The sequence below is a fragment of the Streptomyces sp. NPDC026672 genome (assembly GCF_040638185.1).
In the GTDB taxonomy this organism is placed as follows: Bacteria; Actinomycetota; Actinomycetes; order Streptomycetales; family Streptomycetaceae; genus Streptomyces.
Genome location: NZ_JBEZXS010000012.1, coordinates 96,976 through 116,908, shown reverse-complemented (window position 1 = coordinate 116,908; position 19,933 = coordinate 96,976). Strand labels below are relative to the sequence as shown.

The window sequence follows — 19,933 nt, the reverse complement described above, 5'->3', positions numbered from 1 at the left end:
ACCCGCAGGGAGAGGCAGCCCACCCATGAACGTCCACCGCAGCTCAGCGGCCCTGACCGCGGTCGGCGTCACGGCCGCAATCTCGGTCGCAACCGCGGTCGGGGCCACCGTCGGGGTCCTCGCTTCGGCCGCCCCCGCCCTCGCCGCCGCCCCGGCCCTCGCCGCCGGCCCGGCCACCGCCCCGGCCTCCCCTTCTCCGTCCCCCACCCCCGCCCTCCCCTCCGGGCTCTTCGGTCGCGCCGACCCGCAGTACGACGGTGTCTGGCGGCAGTCCCTCGCCCTGCTCGCGCAGCGTTCCGTCGGTGAGCGGCCCGCCGCCGCGGCCGTGGACTGGCTGGCCGGACAGCAGTGTGCGAACGGCGCCTTCCCCGCCTTCCGGCCCGACCCGGCCGCCAAGCCCTGCGACGCCAGGACCATGGTCGACAGCAACAGCACGGCCGCCGCCGTCCAGGCGCTCACGGCCGTCGGCGGGCGGGACGCCGTCTCGGGCCGGGCCGTGGCCTGGCTCAAGTCCGTGCAGAACGCCGACGGCGGCTGGGGCTACGCGCCCGGCGGACCCAGCGACGCCAACTCGACGTCCGTCGTCGTCGGCGCGCTCGCCTCCTCCGGGGACGAACCGGAGGACGTCGTCAAGAACGGCAAGTCCCCCTACGACGCCCTGCTCAAGCTCGCCCTGCCCTGTGCGAAGCAGGGCGCGTTCGCCTACCAGCCCGACAAGAAGGGCGCCCTCACGGCCAACGCGGACGCGACCGCCGCCGCCGTCGTGGCCGCCCTCGGCAAGGGCATGGACATCACAGGCAAGGTCGCGATCAACCACGCGGGCAAGGGGGGCGCCACCACCGGCGCCACCACCGGGGCCAGCACCGGGTCCGGCACCAGATCCAGCACCCAGTGCTCCGACTCCGGCGCCCCCACCCCCGACCGCGCCGCCGCCAACGGTGCCGCCTACCTCACCCGGGCCCTGGCCGACAACGGCCACCTCACCTCCGCCCTCGCCGGCGCCCCCGCCCAGCCCGACTACGGCAACACCGCCGACGCGGTCGTCGCGCTCGCCGCGCAGGGCGGTGCCGGGCGGGCCGGGAAGCCGCTGGCCTGGTTGGAGAAGAACGCCGGGGCCTGGGCCGAGCAGAGCGGGCCCGCCGCCTGGGCCCAGTTGATCTTCGCGGCCAACGCCGCCGGGGGCGATCCGCGCGACTTCGGCGGTACGGACCTCGTCCGCGCCCTGAACGCGACCGGACCGGCGCCTGCCGCTGCCGCCGCGGAGGGTACGGCCGGGAAGGACGGGGAGAAGGCCGACAACAAGGCCGCCGACACGAACTCCGGCAAGGACTCCAGCAAGGACTCCGGCAAGAGCTCCGGCAAGGACTCGGGCCACGACTCCGACGGCTCGGGCACCAACGTGTGGTGGACCGTCGGCACCTTCCTCGTCGCCGGCATCGGCATCGGCTTCCTGATCAGCGGCCGCGGGAGGCGCAAGCCGTGACCCCCACGCGCCGCAGCCCCGCCCGCCACAGCCCCACTCATCACACCTCCGCCCGCCACAGCCCCACTCACCACACCCCCGCCCACCACACCACCCTCCTGCTGCTCACCCTGTTCGTCCTCGTGGCCGCCGTCGGTCAGGCTCATGCCGTCGGCTACCGCTACTGGTCCTTCTGGCAGCGCGACGGCGCACGCTGGACATACGCCACCGAGGGTCCGTCCACCGCACGGCCCGCCGACGGCGAGGTGCAGGGGTTCAGGTTCGCGGTGAGCGCGGACTCCGCCGACGCCCAACGCCCGCGCGGCGACGCGGACTTCGGGACGATCTGCGCGGGGACCCCGGCGCGGGGCGGGGCGAAGCGGGTGGCGCTGGTGCTCGACTTCGGTACGGCGGCGGACGCCCCGGCCGGGGAGACGCCGCCCGCGCCCCGTACCGCCTGCGCGCGGGTGGCGCCCGACGCGACGACCGCGGAGGCGCTGGCCTCGGTGGCCCCGCCCCTGCGCTACGACACCAACGCCCTCCTCTGCGCCATCACCGGTTATCCGGCCAAGGGCTGCGGCGACCAGATCGCCGACCACAAGGACCAGGGCCAGGGCAACGGCGACAACACCCCCGCCCCCGCCGCCCACAAGAACACCGGCGGCCCCTCCGTCGGCCTCCTCACCGGCGCAGCCGCCGTGCTCCTCCTGACCGCAGCCGCCCTCTGGCAGACCCGACGCCGCCGACATGCCTGACCACCCCGCACCACAACGCCCCCTCCCCCTACGCCCCCTCCACCTCCACCCCGGCGCCTGGTGGCTCTGGGCACTCGGCATGGGTACCGCCGCCATGCGGACCACCAACCCCCTCCTGCTGGGCCTGCTGATGGCGGCGACGGCGTACGTCGTCGCCACGCACCGCTCCCCCACCTCCCCCCGGTCCCGCTCCTACGCCGCGTTCGTGCGCCTCGCCCTCGCCGTGCTGGTCGTCCGGGTGGTCTTCGCGGTCGTCCTCGGTTCCGGCGTCCCCGGGACGCATGTGCTCGTCACGCTGCCCGAAGTCCCGCTCCCCCACTGGGCGCAGGGCATCCGGCTGGGCGGGCGGGTGACCGCCGAGTCGGTCGTGTACGCGCTCTACGACGGCCTGCGCCTGGCCGCGCTGCTGGTCTGCGTCGGCGCGGCGAACGCGCTCGCCGACCCGGCCCGCCTGCTCAAGTCGCTGCCGGGCGCGCTGTACGAGATGGGCGTGGCCGTGGTGGTGGCGCTCACCTTCGCCCCCCACCTCGTCGCCGACGTCCGACGGCTGCGTGCCGCACGTCGGTTGCGGGGCCGCCCCGATCGAGGGCTGCGGGGGCTGCTCCAGGTCGGCCTGCCGGTGCTGGAGGGCGCGCTGGAGCGCTCGGTCGCGCTGGCGGCCGCGATGGACGCGCGCGGGTACGGCCGCACCGCCGCCGTACCCGCGCGGGTGCGCCGTACGACCACCGCGCTCACCCTGGGCGGGCTGCTCGGGGTGTGCGCGGGGACGTACGGGCTGCTGACCGCGGAGGGCGGCGCGTACGGGATGCCGGTGCTGCTCGCCGGGGTCCTCGCGGCGCTGGCGGGGCTCCGGCTCGGCGGCCGGCGCTCGCCCCGCACCCGGTACCGGCCCGACCCGTGGGGCGTGCGGGCCTGGACCGTGGCCGCGTCGGGGGCGGCGGTGGCCGCGCTGCTCGCGTACGCCGGGGTGCGCGATCCCGCCGGGCTGCACCCCGGGGTCGTACCGCTGACGGCGCCGACGCTGCCGCTGTGGCCCGCCGCGGTCGTCCTGCTCGCCCTGTTGCCCGCCTTCACCGTCCCCCGGGAGTCGTCGTGATCCGCTTCGAGGATGTCAGCGTGACCTACGAGGGCGCCGCCGCACCAACCGTGCGCGGGGTTGACTTCGAGGTGCCCGAGGGTGAACTCGTGCTGCTCGTCGGTCCGTCGGGGGTGGGCAAGTCGACGGTGCTCGGCGCGGTGAGCGGCCTTGTGCCGCACTTCACCGGCGGGACGCTGCGCGGGCGGGTGACCGTGGCGGGGCGGGACACGCGCACGCACCGGCCGCGGGAACTGGCCGATGTGGTGGGCACGGTGGGGCAGGACCCGTCGGCGCACTTCGTGACGGACACCGTGGAGGACGAACTCGCCTACGGCATGGAGTCGTTGGGGATCGCACCGGCGGTGATGCGGCGGCGGGTGGAGGAGGCGCTGGATCTGCTGGGGTTGGCGGAGCTGCGGGAGCGGCCGATCGCCACGCTGTCCGGCGGGCAGCGGCAGCGGGTGGCGATCGGCTCGGTGCTGACGCCGCATCCTCAGGTGCTGGTGCTGGACGAGCCCACGTCGGCGCTCGATCCCGCGGCGGCGGAGGAGGTGCTGGCGGTGCTCCAGCGGCTGGTGCACGACCTCGGTACGACGGTGCTGATGGCCGAGCACCGGCTGGAGCGGGTGATCCAGTACGCCGACCGGGTCGCGCTGCTGGCCTCGCCCGGGGCGCCGCTCGTCCTGGGCGACCCGGCGGAGGTGATGGCGACGTCCCCGGTCCACCCGCCGGTGGTCGCCCTGGGCCGCCTCGCCGGCTGGGACCCCCTCCCCCTGACCGTCAGGAACGCCCGCCGCCGGGCCGCCCCCCTCCGCACCCGCCTCTCCACCCGCACCCCCACCCCGGCCCGCACGACCGACACCCCGAACGACGACGCCCCGGCCCCCGGCCGACCCCACCCCCCGACACCCACCACCGGACGGACCCCCGCGACCGACCCGCCCCCTGACCGGCCCCACCCCTCGACACCCACCACCAAACAGACCCCCGCCACCGCCCCGGCCCCTGACCGACCCCACCCCCCGACACCCACCACCGAACAGACCCCCGTGACCGACCCGCCCTCCGACCGGCCCCCACTCCCGGCGCCCACCGCCGGGCGGACCCGCGGGGGTGAGCCGGTCACGCCCCCGCCCGCGCCCGCGCTCCGGCCCCCGCCCCCGCCCGCCCGGCGGCGTTTCCTCCGGCTCCCCCGGCCCCCCTTTCCCCGCCCCGGGCGGGAGCAGGCCGGGCCCGGTGTCCCCGCCGGTGTCGCCGAGCTGCGTGGGGCCGGGGTCAGGCGGGGGAGCGTGCGGGCGCTGCGGGACGTGGACCTCGCCGTCGCGCCCGGGGAGACCGTCGCCCTGATGGGCCGCAACGGGGCCGGGAAGTCGACCCTGCTCGGGGTGCTCGCCGGGGTCGTCGCCCCGGACACCGGCACCGTCGACGTCGGCGGCGCCGTCCCCCACAGGGCCGCGCCCCGCGACCTCGTCCGCCGTGTCGGGCTCGTCCCGCAGGAACCCCGCGACCTCCTGTACGCCGACACGGTCGCCGCCGAGTGCGCCGCCGCCGACCGGGACGCGGGCGCCGCCCCGGGCACCTGCCGCGCCCTCGTCTCCGACCTGCTCCCGGGCGTGGCCGACGCCACCCACCCGCGTGACCTCTCCGAGGGCCGCCGCCTCGCGCTCGCCCTCGCCGTCGTCCTGACGGCCCGCCCTCCCCTGCTCCTCCTCGACGAGCCCACCCGGGGACTGGACTACGCCGCGAAGTCCCGCCTGGCCGTCATGCTGCGCGACCTCGCCGCCAAGGGCCACGCCATCGTGCTGGCCACCCACGACGTGGAGCTCGCCGCCGAGATCGCCCACCGGGTGGTCCTGCTCGCCGGCGGAGAGGTCATCGCCGACGGCCCGATGGCGGACGTGGTGACCTCCTCCCCCTCGTTCGCCCCCCAGGTCACCAAGATCCTCGCCCCGCAGCCGTGGCTCACCGTCACCCAGGTCCGCGAGGCCCTCGCATGACCCCACCCTCACCCTCACCCTCACCCCCACGTCCCGTCCGCCTCGCCCCCCGCTCCACCGCCGCCCTCCTCCTCACCGGCGCCACCGGTGTCGTCGCCTTCGGCTGGCCCTTCCTCGCGCCCCCGGACGCGCAGCTGAGCGCCCACGCCCAGGACGCCCCCTGGCTCTTCGCCGGCCTGCTCGCCCTCCTCGTCGCCGTGGCCGCCGCCGCACTCTCCGAGTCGGGACTCGGCCCGAAGGCCGTCGCCATGCTCGGTGTCCTCGCCGCGACCGGCGCGGCCCTGCGCCCCATCGGCGCGGGCACCGCCGGCATCGAGCCCATGTTCTTCCTCATGGTCCTCAGCGGCCGTGTCCTCGGTCCGGGCTTCGGCTACGCCCTCGGCTCGCTCACCATGTTCACGTCCGCCCTGCTCACCGGCGGTGTCGGCCCCTGGCTGCCGTTCCAGATGCTCGCGATGGGCTGGTTCACCATGGGCGCCGGCCTCCTCCCCGGCCCCCGCCGCCTGCGCGGCCGCCCGGAACTCGCCCTGCTCGGCGTCTACGGCTTCCTCGCCGCGTTCGCCTACGGCACGGTCATGAACCTGGCCGGCTGGCCCTTCATGGGTGCCCTCGCCTCGGGCATCGCCTTCGACCCGCACGCCGCCGTCCCCGCCAACCTGGCCCGTTTCGCGGCGTACTGCGTGGCCACCTCCCTCGGCTGGGACCTCGGCCGGGCCGTCTGCACGGTCGTCCTCACCCTCGTCCTCGGCCCCGCCCTGCTGCGCGCCCTGCGCCGGGCCACCCGCCGCGCCGCCTTCGAGACCGCCGTCACATTCGAGGCCCCCGGATCATCAGCCGTACGCGACCGTGCGCACGCGGACGGTCAGCCGCCCGGTGAACCATCCCACATGACGCAGGTCACCTACGATCCACCTTCGTAGGGCGACTTGTCCGGAATGTCAGCACACGCACCCCTGCTGACCTGCGCAATGCGAGCCGCGTCACACAACCGGCCTTTACCCTCCATCCGGCCACAACTAGTAAAAGGGGTCATTGCGGACGCCTCGTCGGCCTGTTTCTCTGGTTCCCGTCGCCAGGCGCCGACGAGCCCACCCGGGCCGCGGCGCCGACGTACGCCCCACCGCCGCACAAAGGTCACGGGCTACGGCGATCCCCACGTCCCCGACGAAGAGGTTCACTGTGTCCGTCTCGTTCATCCGTCGCGTCGCCGCTCCGAAGAAGGCCCTCGCCACCGTCGCCGTCGCCGCCGCCGCGACCGGCATGGTCCTGGCCTCGGGTCCCGCCCAGGCCGCCACCGGCTCGGCGTCCTCCGCGCAGGCCGTCGCGCACAAGATGATCCCGGACGCCGCCCAGTACAACGCGTTCAGCAAGATCGTGTCGCACGAGAGCGGCTGGAACGTCACCGCCACCAACAGCTCGTCCGGCGCCTACGGTCTGGTCCAGGCGCTGCCCGCCTCGAAGATGTCGTCCGCAGGCTCCGACTGGAAGACCAACCCGGCCACGCAGATCAAGTGGGGCCTGGACTACATGAACTCCCGCTACGGCAGCCCGGCCGACGCGTGGAACTTCTGGCAGGCCAACGGCTGGTACTGAGCCGTTCCACTCGGGTTCAGCAGGTGCGGGCCCACTCCACGAAGGTCTTGAAGACCGCGGGGGTGAGGGTCAGCACGGGGCCGTTCGGGACCTTGGAGTCCCGGACGGCCATCGCCGTACAGGTGGTTGTGTTCCAGGTGGGTCCGCCGAGGGGTGCGCACTCGACGCACTGGCCGCCCTGGTCACTGCTGTAGCTGGACTTACGCCACTTTCTCTCCATAGCGGTCCTCCATCACATGCCGCATCAACTCCGCCGAGTCCTTGATGGACAGCGCGGCGGCCTGCAAAAAATCGTAACGGAGCGAGCAATCTCTGACGATGTCCGGATTGGCAGTCGTGTAACCGCCGCCGTACCCCTCCTTGTAGAAGACGGTGGGGTCGTTCGTGAAGCGGAAGAGGTCAAACGAGCCCGGCAAGGCCGCATGAGCTCCGGCAGAGAACGGCAACACCTGGATGTTGATCCCGGGGTTGTGCTCGAATGACGCCAGGTGCGCCAACTGCTCGCGCATGACTCTCCGCCCGCCGATCTCCAAGTACAGCGCAGCCTCGCTAAGAACGGCCCAAAAGGTCGGCGGGTCACTCTTCTTGAAGATTCGTCCACGGGCCAGTCGTACGGCGGTGCGGTCTTCGAGGTTGTCATGATGCAGCGCGCCAAAGACCGCAGTTGCGTACGCCTTGGTCTGAAGAAGCCCAAGAACCATGAACGATTGATACGCACAGATCTCTGTTGCCCGCGACTCCAGCTCACCGATCTGCTGAAACCAGGCCGGAAGTTGACTCTTCATGACCAGATCCACGAGTCGGGACAGTAACCCACCCGTCTCCAGCGCGGCGTCGGCCCGTTGGCTGAACTCCGCCGTGGGCAACTTCCGAGCAGTTTCGATCTGACCGATGAGCGACCCCGTGTAGCTGAGGATGTCACCGAGTTGTCGTTGAGTCAGACCCGCCGCCTCCCGGAGTCGGCGGAGTTCGAAGCCGTAGTAGTCAAGCGGTGATGCACTCGGGTCGAGCGCATTGACATTGGTCACGGACGGTCCCCTCTCGCGCAACGCGGCCCACGGTCGGACCCGTTGTATCCATGCCATGGCCGAGGGTAGTCACAGCAGGTCAGCCTCGTCCTGTGAAACTCAAGATTCCCCCTATCCCCCACTACCGCATGCACCTCGTCGTCGACGCGCACTCGGTACGGCACATCCGCAGCATCGTCCGCTCACTGCTCGCCGAATGGGGACTCGCGCAGCTCACGGACGCCCTGGAGCTGGCGGTGAGCGAGTTGGTCACCAATGTCGTACGCCATGTCCCGGACCGGCGCTGCACGGTGATGTTCGCGCGCCAGACCGTCGGCGTACGCGTGGAGGTGACGGACGGTCACGGCGAACTCCCGTGCCGCCCGCGCGCGTCGGACGACGAGGCCGAGGGCGGGCGGGGGCTGACGCTGCTCGACGCCGTGGTCGACAAGTGGGGGGTGTCGCCCACGGACGAGGGCGGCAAGACGGTGTGGTTCGAGTGCACCTCGGACCACGAGCCGTGGCCCACGGGCAGCCCTCGCCCGTAACCCACCGGCAGCACACGGACAACGGCCCCGCACGAGTCAGTTCGGGAGTCTCGACGGGGCCGGGACGCGGTCGGGGGCCGATCGCGCGGGGGTCTCCTGGGCGGCCGCTCGGGGGCCCGACAGGACGTAGACCAGGGCGAAGCCCGCGCCGACCACCGTCGCGCCGCCGACCGCGTCCAGCACCCAGTGGTTGGCGGTCGCCACGATCGCGGTGACCGTCAGCAGCGGGTGCAGCATGCCCAGGGCCTTCATCCACCACCGGGGCGCCAGCACGGCGATCACGACACCGCACCACAGGGACCAGCCGAAGTGCAGCGAGGGCATCGCCGCGTACTGGTTGGTGATCGCCGTCATGGCGCCGTAGTCGGGCGAGGAGAGGTCCTGGACGCCGTGCACGCTGTCGATGAAGCCGAGTCCCGGCATCAGCCGGGGCGGCGCCAGCGGGAACAGCCAGAAGCCGACCAGGGCGAGCAGGGTGGCGACGCCGAGGGCGGAGCGGGCCCAGCGGTAGTCGGACGGGCGGCGCCAGTACAGGACGGCCATGACGGTCAGCGGGACCACGAAGTGGAACGACTCGTAGTAGAAGTCGAAGAAGTCGCGCAGCCAGCCGATCTTCACGACGGCGTGGTTGAGCGCGTGTTCGACGTCGATGTGCAGGAACCGCTCGATCGAGACGATCTCGCGGCCGTGCCGCTCGGCGGTCGCCCGCCCGGCCGCCTGGTCGCCGCCGGTCGCCGCGAGCCGGATCTGCTGGTACACCGCGTAGGTGACGCGGATGAGGAGCAGTTCGAGCAGCAGGTTGGGGCGGCTGAGGACCGGGCGCAGGAACGGCAGCAGGGGCACCCGCCGGAAGCGGGCGGGGACGGGCTCGGCGTACCGCGTGGGGACGGGGGCGGCGTAGGACGGCGAGGTGCGCGGCAGGAACGGCACGAGCGTCGCGGCGGCGATCGCGGCGAGCAGCACGAGGTTGTCCCGCAGCGGGTACAGCTGCGCCATGTTCGGCAGCATCATCCTGGCCGGGAGGGTGGTCACCAGGATCACGGCGACGGGCCAGACGTAGCGGTCCGAGGCGCGCTTGCCGACCCGGCCGACGGCCGCGAGCAACACCCACAGCAGTTGGTGCTGCCAGGTGGTCGGGGAGACGACGACGGCGGCGCAGCCGGTGACGGCGACGGCGAGCAGGAGCTGGCCGTCGTGGGCGTAGCGCACGGCCCGGCGCAGGGCGACCGCGGCGACGGCCGCGCCCAGCAGCAGACTGGCCGTGATCTCCAGGGGCCCGGAGAGCCCGAGACGCAGCAGGGCGCCGTGCAGGGACTGGTTGGCGAGGGCGTCGGCCTGACCGCCAAGACCCGCCCCGGCCAGGTGGTGGACCCAGTAGATGTACGAGTCGTGCGGCATCGCGGCCCAGGCGAGCGCGGTGGCCGCGACGAAGGTGGCGGCGCCGGCGACGGCGGCCCGGCGGCGGCCGGTGAACCACAGCAGCGGGGCGAACAGCAGCACGGTGGGCTGGAGCGCGGCGGCGACGCCTATGCACAGGCCGCCGGCGCGTTCGCCGCGCACGGTGAAGCAGCCGAGCAGGACGAGCAGGACCGGGATGATGCTGGTCTGGCCGAGCCACAGCGTGTTGCGGACCGGCAGCGACACCATGAGCAGGCTGATCGCGACGGGCGCGGCCAGCAGCGCGGTGCGGCGGCTGATGGGCCGGGGCAGGGCGCGGGCGGCGACCAGGCCGAGCGCGACGACGAGGAGCAGGGTGCCGAAGGTCCAGCCCCAGCCGAGGGCCTGCTCGGCGGCGTTGGTGAGGGGTTTGAGGACGAGGCCGGCGAAGGGGGTGCCGGTGAAGCGCGAGGAGTCGTAGAGGGAGCCGGTGACGTGCAGGACGCCGCCGGGGCCGACCCAGGTCTCCAGGTCCGTCAGGCGCTCTCCGCTGGGGGTGCCGAGGACGGCGGCCATCTGCCGCACGCCGAGGACCGCGACCACCGCCCACAGGGCGAGTCTGGCGGCTCTCAGGCGTGCCCCGGCCGTCGAGCCGGAGAACGTCTCCGCCGGTTGCCCGCTGTGTTCCACGTTCGCCACGCCTCGTCGGCCTCCCGCCCCGTCGTCCCCGCGCGCCGTCGCGCGGGTGTAGTCCCGCGGACCGCCGTGGGTCCGCGCCACCCCCGGAGAGGGGACGCGGGAAACCCGTGCTTCACCTGACGTCCGCTCGCCTTTTGTCCGGATGACGATAGTCCGAGGGGGGTGAGGTTGCTTCCGCGGGGAGCGAGATCGATCACACGGCGTCCGGATTCCTCACTAGATTGGGACTCCTCACCGGGTACGGAAGGCGTGGGTGCATGAGCGACTCGCAGCTGTGGGACGACGTCGATCTCTACTTCTCCAGCCGGCTCGCGCCGGACGACGAGGCGCTGGCCTCGGCCCTGCGCGAGAGCGAGGCCGCGGGGCTGCCGGCCATCGCGGTCAGCCCGAACCAGGGCAAGTTCCTGCGGCTCCTCGCCGAGATCCAGGGCGCCCGGAACATCCTGGAGATCGGCACGCTCGGCGGTTACAGCACGATCTGGCTGGCCCGCGCGCTGCCCGAGGACGGCCGGCTGATCTCGCTGGAGTACAGCGCGCACAACGCGGAGGTCGCCACCCGCAACATCGCGCGGGCCGGGCTGGAGCGGGTGGTCGAGGTGCGGGTGGGCCCGGCCCTGGAGGCGCTGCCGAAGCTGGCCGACGAGAACCCGGCCCCCTTCGACCTGGTCTTCGTCGACGCCGACAAGGCCAACAATCCGTACTACGTGGAGTGGGCGCTGCGGCTCACCCGCGCGGGCAGCCTGATCGTCGTGGACAACGTGGTGCGCGGCGGCCGGGTGGCCGACCTGGGCAACTCCGACCCGGACGTGCTCGGCACCCGTGCCGCCATCGACCTGATGGCCACCCACCCGCGGCTGACCGGTGCCGCCCTCCAGACGGTGGGCAGCAAGGGCCACGACGGCTTCGCGCTCGCCCGGGTGCTGGCCTGAATCCGGCCTGCGGCCGCTAGTGCCCCGGCGGGCGACGTTTGCCCGTCGAGGAGCGACGTCCGGTGCGTGCTCCCGGCGTGCCGGGTGCACGCCCTCGTACTGGATGTACTCGGGTGTGTGCCCGGTGCGGCGAGAGTGCGTGCCGGGCGTCGCGACGGGGCGAACGTTGCCTGTCGGGGCACTAGGCCTCGTGGTAGAAGCCGACGTTGACGGTGCGCGGTCCGGTGCGGTCGGCGACGACGACCTCGCCGGAGCCGCCGCGCGGCAGCCGGACGCTGCCGCCGTAGGCGAGGGACTGGGCGTACTCGCCGACGGTCAGCCGGACCTCGGAGGACGGGTCGGGCTGGGAGCCGCGCAGCCAGGTCACCTGCCAGACGCCGTCGGGGCCGCACAGGAACTCCAGGTGCACGCGGGAGACGAACAGCCAGTCCTCGGGCGTGGCGAGGCGGCACACCGCCCCGTCCCGGCCGACCCGCAGCACGGCGCCCGGATCGCTGGGCGCGTCGGCCATGAGCATGCCGGCCGTGGCGCCCGCGTCCGTCCCGGAGACGGTGGCCATCGTGAGTTCGAGCACGTGCGTTCCCCCTGAAGTGCGTGTGGAACCGAAGGATTCCGGCGTAGGTCGTGACTGTGCTGAACTGCGCATGCACAGCGGCCGAATGATAAATCGCCCGGCCGTGCCGCGTCCGGCACAATGAAGGCATGACCGAGCGAAAGCCACCCGGTGTCCCGTTCGAGTCCTGGGTCGACAAGCAGATCCGCGACGCGCAGGGGCGCGGTGAGTTCGACGGACTGGCGGGCGCGGGCGAGCCGTTGCCGCCGGGCACGGACACGGCGTACGACGAACTGTGGTGGGTCAAGCGGAAGTTGGCCCGTGAGGGGCTCGCGATGCTGCCGCCGGCGCTGGCGTTGCGCAAGGAGGCGGAGGACGCGCTCGCGGCGGCGTACGCGGCGCCCTCGGAGCGGATCGCGCGGCAGATCATCACCGAGGTGAACGTGAAGATCCGCGACATGATGTTCAAACCGCCGCCCGGCCCCCCGCTGGGCCGCAAGCCGTACGACGTCGAGGAGATCGTCCGCGAGTGGCACCGCCGCCGGGCCCTCCCGGACGGCGTCTAGCTAGCGTTTCGCGGTGGTGTAGGTCAGGTGGGTCACGCGGGACGAGGCGTCCGTGCGGGTCTGTTCCAGCGTGAGGCGGTCGGGGTCGACGCGGTCGAACAGGCGGATGCCGGTGCCGAACAGCACGGGCGCGAGGGTGATCGAGAACTCGTCGATCAGGCCGCCGTCCAGGTACTCCTGGATCGTCTCGGCGCCGCCGGCGATGCGCACGTCGCGGTCGCCGGCGGCCTCGCGGGCCCGTCGCAGCGCGCTCTCGATGCCGTCTTCGACGAAGTGGAAGGTGGTGCCGCCCGGCCGCTCCCACGGGGCGCGCCCGGTGTGGGTGAGGACGAACACCGGGGTGTGGAACGGCGCCTCCTCCGGCCACGCCCGCTCGCCGCCGTCGAACATGCGCCTGCCCATGACGCTCGCGCCGGTGCGCTCGTACGTCGCCCGCGCGACGTCGTTGTCGAGTCCTTCCTCGCCGCCCTCGCCGAGCTTGAGGTTCTCCCGGAACCAGCGCTGCGGCAGCAGCCACGCCTGGAGCTCCGACCACTTCGTCATCCAGCGCCGGACCCTCGGGTCGTCCCGGCCCTCGGGCGAGAACACGTACTCGACGGGCACGGCGTCGGGCGCCATGAAGCCGTCCAGCGACATCGTCACGCTGAAGAACACCTTCCCGGCCATCAGCGCACCGTCCCTTCCCGTCCGGTCTCCTGCTCGGTCGTGGTGACGTAGACCTCCAGGTTGCGCAGCGTCTGCTCGCCGCCCTCGATCGCGTGGTACTTCTCCACGGCCTCGTCGCGGAGTTCCCTGGTGGGGAACACCGTGCGCATCACGATCCGGGTGTGCCCGCCGGCCGGCTCGAAGGTCAGGTCCGACTCGAAGGCGTTCGGGTCGTCGCGGGACTCGCCGTGCAGCAGCGCGATCCGCTCCGGCGGGGCGATCTCCCGCCAGGTGATCCACTCCTGGTAGTCGGTCCCGTCCGGCCCGTGCATCACGAAGTCCCACACCCCGCCGACGCGGAACTCGAAGGACCGCGTCGTGGTCGTGAACCCTTCCGGTCCCCACCACCGCGACAGGTGCCGGACGCTCGTGAACGCCTCGAACACCACCTCCCGCGGGGCGCCGATCACCCGGGAGATCACGACCTCGCGGTCCGCGGTCGCGTGCGCGTGGGCGGCCTCGCCGCCGCTACTGGTCGTCGCCATCGTCCTGTCCCTCCTGTCTCTCCTGCTCCAGCTCCCGCACGAACGCGTCCAGCCGGTCGAAGCTCCCGCTCCAGAACCGCTCGAAGCCGCCCACCCACTCGTGGACCGGCCGCAGCCCGCGGGCGTCCAGGCCGTAGAGCCGCTGCTTGCCCACTCCGCGGACGCGCACCAGCCCCACCTCCCGGAGGACCCGCAGGTGCTTGGACGCCTGCGGCTGGGTCATCCCCAGGTCCCGCGCCAGCTCGGTCACCGGCCGCTCACCGCCCCGCAGCAGCACCAGGATCTCCCGCCGCTGCGGTTCCGCTATCGCGTTGAACGCGTCCGAGGTCGTCGCCGCTCGTGCCATGGCGCCATCATATTCCCATATCGGCATGCGTCAACGCGCCGGCCGCCGCCGCACTCGGCCGCGCCCGGAAACCCCGTTGCGCGGGGGTGCCTCGGTCCGCCGACAATGCCGTCCATGACCTGGACCGTCTCCCCCGAGCCGTACGACTCGCCCACCGCGGCCGAGCTGTGGCGGGCCTACTACACCGAGGTCAGCGACCGCTGGTACCTGCTGCACGAGGGGCACCGCACCGACCCGGCCGAGCTGGAGCGCGAGATCGCCGCCCGCACGGGGGCCGAACTGACCCCACCGGGCGGGCAGTTGCTGATCGGGCGGTACGGGAACGGGCCGGCCGGGTCGGCGGGGGTCCGGCTGCTGGACGCGGACACCGCCGAGCTGACCCGGGTGTTCGTGCGGCCCGCGCTGCGCGGCACGGGCGGCGCGGCCCTCCTGGTCACCGCCGCCGAGGACGCGGCCCGCGGACTCGGCGCGCGGCGGATCGTGCTGGACACCCGGAGCGACCTGGTGGAGGCGCGGGCCCTGTACGCACGGCTCGGGTACACGGAGGGCGCGCGGCACAACGACGACGTCTACGCCGAGCACTGGTTCCGGAAGGAACTGGGGGTCAGGACACGCCCGTAGGGCGGTGGTTGCCCGGGGGGCCGTCCTGGGGCTGTTCGCGGCGGGAACCGCACAGCTCGTCCGTCAGCTCCTTCACCAGACGCGTGAGGTCGGTGGGCCGGTCCGGACCCCACCAGTCGCCCAGCAGCTCCGCCAGGGACTCCTCACGGGCCCGCGCGAGCCGTTCGGCGACCTCGCTGCCGGACGCGGTGAGCGCGAGGTCCAGCCCCGCGCGCACGGCGAGCTGCCGCTCCTCGACCTGCCGGGCCCCGTCCAGGATCACGTGCAGCGGGACGATCCCGCTCTCGGCCAGCACCCCGGGCTCCACCGAGCCGTACCTGCGCATCCGCAGCAGCAGCCAGCTCGCCACCGGCAGCAGGTCGTAGCCGGCCCGGTCGGTGATCTTCCGGTAGACCTCCCGGCGCCCCTCGCGCGTGCCCAGCACCGACAGGGCGCGGCACACCTCGTCGTACGAGGACCGCTCGACCGGGTTGGAGGCCAGCGTCTCGGTGACGTCCGGCGCGGTCACCGACGCCCGCAGCCGGTCCTCCTTCAGGAACCACGCCAGCAGAAAGCCGAGGACGGCGACCGGCGCGGCGTACAGGAACACGTCGGTGATCGAGGTCGAGAACGCGTGCAGCGCCGCCGGACGCAGCGCGGGCGGCAGCGCGCCGATGCCCCGCGGATCGGCCTGGAGGGCGTCCGCCGACACCCCGGACGGCAGCCGTACGCCCCGGAAGGCGGCGGTGAGTTCGTCGGCGAGGCGGCCGGCGAAGACCGTGCCGAAGATGGCCACGCCGAACGAGGCGCCGATCGAGCGGAAGAAGGTCGCGCCGGAGGTGGCGACGCCCAGGTCCTCGTACGACACGGCGTTCTGCACGATCAGCACGAGGACCTGCATCACCAGGCCGAGACCGAGGCCGAACACGAAGAAGTACACGCTCATCACGGTGGTGGAGCTGTGCTCGTCGAGCCGGTGCAGCAGGAGCAGCCCGATCGTCGTGACGGCGGTGCCCAGGATCGGGAACACCTTCCAGCGGCCGGTGCGGCTGACGATCTGGCCGGACGTGGTCGAGGACAGCAGCAGGCCCGCCACCATCGGCAGCATGTGCACGCCGGACATGGTCGGGGAGACGCCGTGCACGACCTGGAGGAAGGTCGGCAGATAGGTCATCGCGCCGAACATGGCGAAGCCGATGATGAAGCTGATCACGGCGGCCAGGGAGAAGGTGCGGATGCCGAACAGCTTGAGCGGCAGCACCGGTTCGGCGGCCCGGCGCTCGGCGGCGACGAACGCCACGGCCAGCAGCGCGCCGAGCACGGCCAGGCCGACGATCTGGGGCGAGCCCCACGCCCAGGTGGTGCCGCCGAGGGAGGCGACGAGGACCAGGCAGGTGGCGACGGCGGCGATCAGGGAGGTGCCGAGGTAGTCGATGACGTGGCTCGCCGTGCGGCGCGGGATGCGCAGGGCGGTGGCGATCACGGCGAGGGCGACGACGCCGACGGGCAGATTGACGTAGAAGACCCAGCGCCAGCTGAGGTGCTCGGTGAACACCCCGCCGAGCAGCGGGCCGAGTACGCTGGTGGCGCCGAACACCGCGCCGAACAGGCCCTGGTAGCGGCCGCGGTCGCGGGGCGGGACGATGTCGCCGACGATCGCCATGGACAGCACGATGAGTCCGCCGCCGCCGAGTCCTTGCAGGGCGCGGAAGCCGATGAGCTGGGGCATGTCCTGGGCCATGCCGCACAGGGCGGAGCCGATCAGGAAGATGACGATCGCGATCTGGAACAGCCGCTTGCGGCCGTACTGGTCACCGAGCTTGCCCCACAGCGGGGTCGCGGCGGTGGAGGCCAGGAGGTACGCCGTGACCACCCAGGACAGGTGCTCCAGACCGCCGAGGTCGCTGACGATGGTGGGGAGCGCCGTCGACACGATGGTCTGGTCGAGGGCGGCGAGCAGAAGTCCGAGGAGCAGGGCACCCATCGGGACGAGGACGTTGCCGGAGACGCTGTCCCCGTCGCGTTGCGTGGCGTGCGTGTCCAGGGCCATGAGACCTCCCGGGTCCTCGTGAACATCCTCCATCCTGGCGGGTGGCATCCGTTATGGCCTGTCGAGTCCGTTTGGAATTCCGTATTCCGGGACCTTGCGAACGAGTTGTGTGGAAGATCTGCATAATCTCTGAAGCTCGCGAGGGGACGCGAGGGGATGGGACGGAACGAAGTGACCGACGAGACCAACACCAGGTGCCCGCAGTGCGGCACGCCACGCACGCCGGCCAACACCCCGGCGTGCACCTGCACCACGGAGGCGGCCGACGCCCTCCGCGACACACGCACGGCGGAGGCGGCCGAGGCGGAGGACTTCAACCCCCTCCGCATACGCCCGTACGTAGAACTCAACCCCCAGCCCACCACTCCCCTGGAGGGAACCCCACCAACTGACATCGTTGCCACAAACCCGTTCCCGGGGACGGCGCATGCAACTGGGCCCGGCGCGGAGGCGTCGGGGGCCGGGGCGGGGACGGCGCATGCCGCCGGGCCCGGCATGGTCGGCGCGGGCGGATTGCCCGGTGCCGGAGCGGCGGAGGCCGGGGGAGCCGGTGGAGGCCACGTCGGCGCCCCGGACCACCACACCAGCTCGACGGGGGCCTACGGGCCCGGCACGGGGGCGGCGGGCGTCGGAGCGGGCGCGGCGCATGCCGCCGGGCCCGGCATGGGGGCCGCCGGGGGCGGGGCGGACGGTCTGTCCGGTGCCGGAACGGCGGGGGTCGGCGGAGCCGGGGGAGGCCATGTCGGCACCGCCGGACACCATGCGGGCGCGGCGGCGGGGGCCTACGAGTCCGGCACGGGGGCGGCCGGGGCCGGGACGGGTGGTCTGCCCGGCGTGGGGGCGTCGGGGGCCGGGGCGGGGGCGGCGCATGTCGCCGGGCACCACGCGGGCGCGGCAGGGGCCGCCAGCCCCGACGCGGGCGCGGGGGTTGCCGCTGGGCCCGGTGTGACGCAGGGCGCCGGGGGCGGGGTGGATCCTCGGGTTGGGTGGAGTTCTGGGGGTGGGGATGCCACCGTGGCGTTGCGGGTCGTGGGGGGTTCCGGGCCGGGGGAGCCGGAGCTGGTCGAGCGGGAAGCGGGGGGCGCGGCAGGACCGTCGGGCGCGCCGCGGGCGAGGCGGCGGCGGCGGTCTCGGCGGGCCGTGTTGCTCGCTGTGACCGGTGCCGCCGTGGCCACCGTGGCCGTCGCCGGCGTCGCCAGCGGACTGTTCTCCTACGAAAGCCCCGCCCGGGACGGCGCCGCCCCGCAGGAACTGCGGGAGAGCGTGCCCGACGCGACGACCACGCCCCCCACGGCCCCCGCCACGAGCGCGACGACCCCCTCGGCCTCCCCCACCGCCTCGGCCACCGACCCCACCGCCGACCCGACCCCGTCGGCCACCCCGTCAGCCACCGAGTCCAGCGCCCCGCCCTCCCCCACCGCGTCCGCCACGGCCCGCCCGAGCGGGACGACCACGTCCAGCACCCCCGCCGCACCGCCCCCGCCCGCCGCCGACCCGGTGCTGCGCCGCGGCGACCAGGGCCCCGAGGTCATGGACCTCCAGCGCCGCCTGCGCGAGGCCGGAGCCATGTTCGGCAGGCCCAGCGGCACCTTCGACAAGCGCACCGAGGACGCCGTACGCACCTATCAGTGGACCCGCGGCGTCAAGGGCGACGAACCCGGCGTCTACGGACCGGCCACCCGGGCCAGGCTGGAGTCGGAGACCGACCGGTCCTGAGCCCCGCGCTCACCGCCCGTCGGGCTCCGCGCGCTTGAGCCTCATGCGCGCCTCGACCCGCTCCCCGGCGTCCACCTCTGCCCAGAAGCGGTGCCCGCTGACGAACACGGCCAGTTCGTGTTCGCGGCGGCGCAGCTTCTCCACCTCCGCCTGCTCGTCGGCCGTCCAGCCGGGCGACGCGGGCCGCTCCACCATGCGCCAGCCCTGGGTGTCGCTGAACCCGTCCAGCGGTTCCACGGACCAGGGCAGGCGCTTCAGCAGGGCCGACAGCTCGGCCCGGACCTGATGCAGCTCCTCCTGACCGGCAAGGAGGTCACTCGGAAAGTCATAGGTCTCAGCCACGGCGACAATGCTACGCCTGTTCGATTTTGCGAAGCGAGTTCGTTCACGAGGTTCACGCGAACGTGTGTGTGAACGCGGATACGGGCGCGGGTGTGGGCGCGAGGAGGGGCGTGCGCGAGACTGGACGCATGTGCCGCAGCATCAAGACACTCCGCCCGCCCGCGCTGCCCGAAGAGGCCACGCAGGACGAGATCAGGGCCGCCGCGCTCCAGTACGTGCGCAAGGTCTCCGGCTTCCGCGCCCCCGCGGCCCACAACAAGGAGGTCTTCGACCGCGCGGTCGACGCCGTCGCCGAGGCCACGGCCGCCCTCCTGTCCGACCTGGAGGTCCGCGGCGCCCAGCCCGCGCAGAAGGCCGGCTGAACCCACCCCACCGCCCGGGGCACCCGCCCCGCACGGCGGCCCGCGGCGGCTACGCGCCCTGGGGCCCCCGGCGCATCAGGTACGTCGCCGCCACGCCCGCCCCGAACAGCGCCGCCAGGGACACCGCCGTCGCGATCCAGGTCGCGCCGAGCCACTGGGCGCCGTAGTAGCCGAGGGCCACGCTGTAGCCGGCCCAGGACAGGCCCGCCAGCGCCGACCAGGGCAGGAAGTCGCGCACCCGGCGGTGCGCCGCGCCCGCGCACAGGGAGACCACCGAACGCCCGGCGGGCGCGAACCGGGCGAGGACCACGAGCAGCCCGCCGCCCCGGGACAGGGCCGTACCGAGCCGTTCCCGCGCGGTGGTCAGCCGCCGGGAGCGGGCGATCGCGCGGTCCAGCCGCTCACCGCCGCGCCGGGCCAGCCGGAACGCCACGAGGTCGCCGAGCACGGACGCGGTGGTCGCGGACAGGATCAGGAAGAGGATGTCGGGCACCTGGTGCGGGACGTCCCCGGTCGCCGCACCGGACCCGGCGGCGGCCGCGGTGGCCGCGGTGATCACCAGCACCCCGCTCGGCAGCACGGGCAGGAACACGTCCAGCAACACCGACAACGCCACCATGGCGTAGATCCACGGGCCGGCGGTCAGCGACCCCACACTCTCCAGCAAGACATCTCCCCGTACTTCCCCCGATGACAGCCATACAGCGTACGCCGCCCGAGTGACGGTAGGGTCACAGGGGGCTGTGGAGAATAGGGAAATACC

22 protein-coding genes are annotated in these 19,933 nt (G+C 73.4%); 12 read left to right on the top strand and 10 right to left on the bottom strand.

Annotation, left to right across the window (positions count from 1 at the left end; genetic code table 11):
* The first annotated feature begins 25 nt into the window (after positions 1–25).
* From AB0F77_RS16595 to AB0F77_RS16570, 6 genes are all read left to right on the top strand, one after another.
* Complete coding sequence (locus tag AB0F77_RS16595; RefSeq protein WP_361948072.1) at positions 26–1,483, top strand: prenyltransferase/squalene oxidase repeat-containing protein; 1,458 nt, start codon at positions 26–28, stop codon at positions 1,481–1,483.
* A gap of 98 nt (positions 1,484–1,581) precedes the next feature.
* Positions 1,582–2,217, top strand: a complete 636-nt coding sequence (locus AB0F77_RS16590; RefSeq protein WP_361948302.1) for an SCO2322 family protein — start codon at positions 1,582–1,584, stop codon at positions 2,215–2,217.
* On the top strand, positions 2,210–3,313 hold the full coding sequence (locus tag AB0F77_RS16585; RefSeq protein ID WP_361948069.1) for an energy-coupling factor transporter transmembrane component T: 1,104 nt from the start codon (positions 2,210–2,212) through the stop codon (positions 3,311–3,313). Before AB0F77_RS16590 ends, AB0F77_RS16585 begins: the two co-directional genes overlap by 8 nt.
* Positions 3,310–5,292, top strand: a complete 1,983-nt coding sequence (locus tag AB0F77_RS16580; protein ID WP_361948066.1) for an ATP-binding cassette domain-containing protein — start codon at positions 3,310–3,312, stop codon at positions 5,290–5,292. Before AB0F77_RS16585 ends, AB0F77_RS16580 begins: the two co-directional genes overlap by 4 nt.
* Positions 5,289–6,212 (top strand): ECF transporter S component, encoded by a 924-nt coding sequence (locus tag AB0F77_RS16575; RefSeq protein ID WP_361948063.1) that lies wholly within the window; start codon positions 5,289–5,291, stop codon positions 6,210–6,212. Before AB0F77_RS16580 ends, AB0F77_RS16575 begins: the two co-directional genes overlap by 4 nt.
* Before the next feature lie 259 nt (positions 6,213–6,471).
* A complete protein-coding gene (locus AB0F77_RS16570) occupies positions 6,472–6,885 on the top strand; it encodes a transglycosylase SLT domain-containing protein (RefSeq protein ID WP_361948060.1) in 414 nt (137 codons plus the stop codon).
* Positions 6,886–6,901: 16 nt separating this feature from the next.
* Here the strand turns inward: AB0F77_RS16570 and AB0F77_RS16565 are convergent, their stop codons facing one another.
* Together AB0F77_RS16565 and AB0F77_RS16560 are read right to left on the bottom strand one after the other, a co-directional pair.
* Positions 6,902–7,105, bottom strand: coding sequence for a DUF397 domain-containing protein (locus AB0F77_RS16565; RefSeq protein ID WP_361948057.1), 204 nt, complete (start codon positions 7,103–7,105; stop codon positions 6,902–6,904).
* Entirely contained in the window at positions 7,086–7,913 is an 828-nt protein-coding gene (locus AB0F77_RS16560) for a helix-turn-helix transcriptional regulator (RefSeq protein ID WP_361948054.1), read from the bottom strand. The genes AB0F77_RS16565 and AB0F77_RS16560 overlap by 20 nt, the downstream gene beginning before the upstream one ends.
* Positions 7,914–8,041: 128 nt before the next feature.
* Here AB0F77_RS16560 and AB0F77_RS16555 point away from each other — a divergent pair, with 128 nt between their 5' ends.
* A complete protein-coding gene (locus tag AB0F77_RS16555; protein WP_361948300.1) occupies positions 8,042–8,440 on the top strand; it encodes an ATP-binding protein in 399 nt (132 codons plus the stop codon).
* Between the two features lie 36 nt (positions 8,441–8,476).
* Here the strand turns inward: AB0F77_RS16555 and AB0F77_RS16550 are convergent, their stop codons facing one another.
* The gene (locus AB0F77_RS16550) at positions 8,477–10,516 is read right to left on the bottom strand and encodes a bifunctional glycosyltransferase 87/phosphatase PAP2 family protein (protein WP_361948052.1); all 2,040 of its coding nucleotides are present in this window, start codon (positions 10,514–10,516) and stop codon (positions 8,477–8,479) included.
* Between the two features lie 257 nt (positions 10,517–10,773).
* On the opposite strand from AB0F77_RS16550, the gene AB0F77_RS16545 reads away from it, so the two are divergent.
* Positions 10,774–11,445 carry an O-methyltransferase gene (locus AB0F77_RS16545; protein ID WP_361948049.1) on the top strand — a complete coding sequence of 224 codons (672 nt, stop codon included), beginning with the start codon at positions 10,774–10,776 and terminating at the stop codon, positions 11,443–11,445.
* A 181-nt stretch (positions 11,446–11,626) separates the two neighbouring features.
* On the opposite strand, the gene AB0F77_RS16540 is transcribed toward AB0F77_RS16545, so the two are convergent.
* Positions 11,627–12,019 (bottom strand): hypothetical protein, encoded by a 393-nt coding sequence (locus AB0F77_RS16540; protein ID WP_361948046.1) that lies wholly within the window; start codon positions 12,017–12,019, stop codon positions 11,627–11,629.
* 128 nt (positions 12,020–12,147) lie between these two features.
* On the opposite strand from AB0F77_RS16540, the gene AB0F77_RS16535 reads away from it, so the two are divergent.
* Positions 12,148–12,564: a DUF1992 domain-containing protein gene (locus AB0F77_RS16535; protein WP_361948043.1), complete on the top strand. Its 417-nt coding sequence runs from the start codon at positions 12,148–12,150 to the stop codon at positions 12,562–12,564.
* Here the strand turns inward: AB0F77_RS16535 and AB0F77_RS16530 are convergent, their stop codons facing one another.
* From AB0F77_RS16530 to AB0F77_RS16520, 3 genes are read right to left on the bottom strand one after another with little or no spacing between them, the layout of a single operon-like run.
* Positions 12,565–13,230, bottom strand: coding sequence for a dihydrofolate reductase family protein (locus tag AB0F77_RS16530; protein ID WP_361948040.1), 666 nt, complete (start codon positions 13,228–13,230; stop codon positions 12,565–12,567).
* On the bottom strand, positions 13,230–13,754 hold the full coding sequence (locus AB0F77_RS16525) for an SRPBCC family protein (RefSeq protein ID WP_361948037.1): 525 nt from the start codon (positions 13,752–13,754) through the stop codon (positions 13,230–13,232). The genes AB0F77_RS16530 and AB0F77_RS16525 overlap by 1 nt, the downstream gene beginning before the upstream one ends.
* Positions 13,738–14,100 (bottom strand): metalloregulator ArsR/SmtB family transcription factor, encoded by a 363-nt coding sequence (locus AB0F77_RS16520; RefSeq protein WP_361948034.1) that lies wholly within the window; start codon positions 14,098–14,100, stop codon positions 13,738–13,740. The genes AB0F77_RS16525 and AB0F77_RS16520 overlap by 17 nt, the downstream gene beginning before the upstream one ends.
* 105 nt (positions 14,101–14,205) lie before the next feature.
* Between AB0F77_RS16520 and AB0F77_RS16515 the strand changes: the two genes are divergently transcribed.
* On the top strand, positions 14,206–14,721 hold the full coding sequence (locus AB0F77_RS16515; RefSeq protein WP_361948031.1) for a GNAT family N-acetyltransferase: 516 nt from the start codon (positions 14,206–14,208) through the stop codon (positions 14,719–14,721).
* Here AB0F77_RS16515 and AB0F77_RS16510 read toward each other — a convergent pair.
* Complete coding sequence (locus AB0F77_RS16510) at positions 14,705–16,750, bottom strand: MDR family MFS transporter (RefSeq protein WP_361948028.1); 2,046 nt, start codon at positions 16,748–16,750, stop codon at positions 14,705–14,707. The two genes, AB0F77_RS16515 and AB0F77_RS16510, sit on opposite strands and share 17 nt — an antisense overlap.
* A 1,140-nt stretch (positions 16,751–17,890) precedes the next feature.
* On the opposite strand from AB0F77_RS16510, the gene AB0F77_RS16505 reads away from it, so the two are divergent.
* Positions 17,891–18,466 carry a peptidoglycan-binding domain-containing protein gene (locus AB0F77_RS16505; protein ID WP_361948025.1) on the top strand — a complete coding sequence of 192 codons (576 nt, stop codon included), beginning with the start codon at positions 17,891–17,893 and terminating at the stop codon, positions 18,464–18,466.
* A 9-nt stretch (positions 18,467–18,475) separates the two neighbouring features.
* Here AB0F77_RS16505 and AB0F77_RS16500 read toward each other — a convergent pair whose 3' ends face one another.
* On the bottom strand, positions 18,476–18,808 hold the full coding sequence (locus AB0F77_RS16500) for a hypothetical protein (protein WP_361948023.1): 333 nt from the start codon (positions 18,806–18,808) through the stop codon (positions 18,476–18,478).
* Positions 18,809–18,936: 128 nt separating this feature from the next.
* Between AB0F77_RS16500 and AB0F77_RS16495 the strand changes: the two genes are divergently transcribed.
* The gene (locus tag AB0F77_RS16495; protein WP_361948297.1) at positions 18,937–19,170 is read left to right on the top strand and encodes a DUF2277 domain-containing protein; all 234 of its coding nucleotides are present in this window, start codon (positions 18,937–18,939) and stop codon (positions 19,168–19,170) included.
* 49 nt (positions 19,171–19,219) lie between these two features.
* On the opposite strand, the gene AB0F77_RS16490 is transcribed toward AB0F77_RS16495, so the two are convergent.
* The gene (locus AB0F77_RS16490) at positions 19,220–19,837 is read right to left on the bottom strand and encodes a VTT domain-containing protein (RefSeq protein WP_361948020.1); all 618 of its coding nucleotides are present in this window, start codon (positions 19,835–19,837) and stop codon (positions 19,220–19,222) included.
* Positions 19,838–19,933 lie beyond the last annotated feature (96 nt).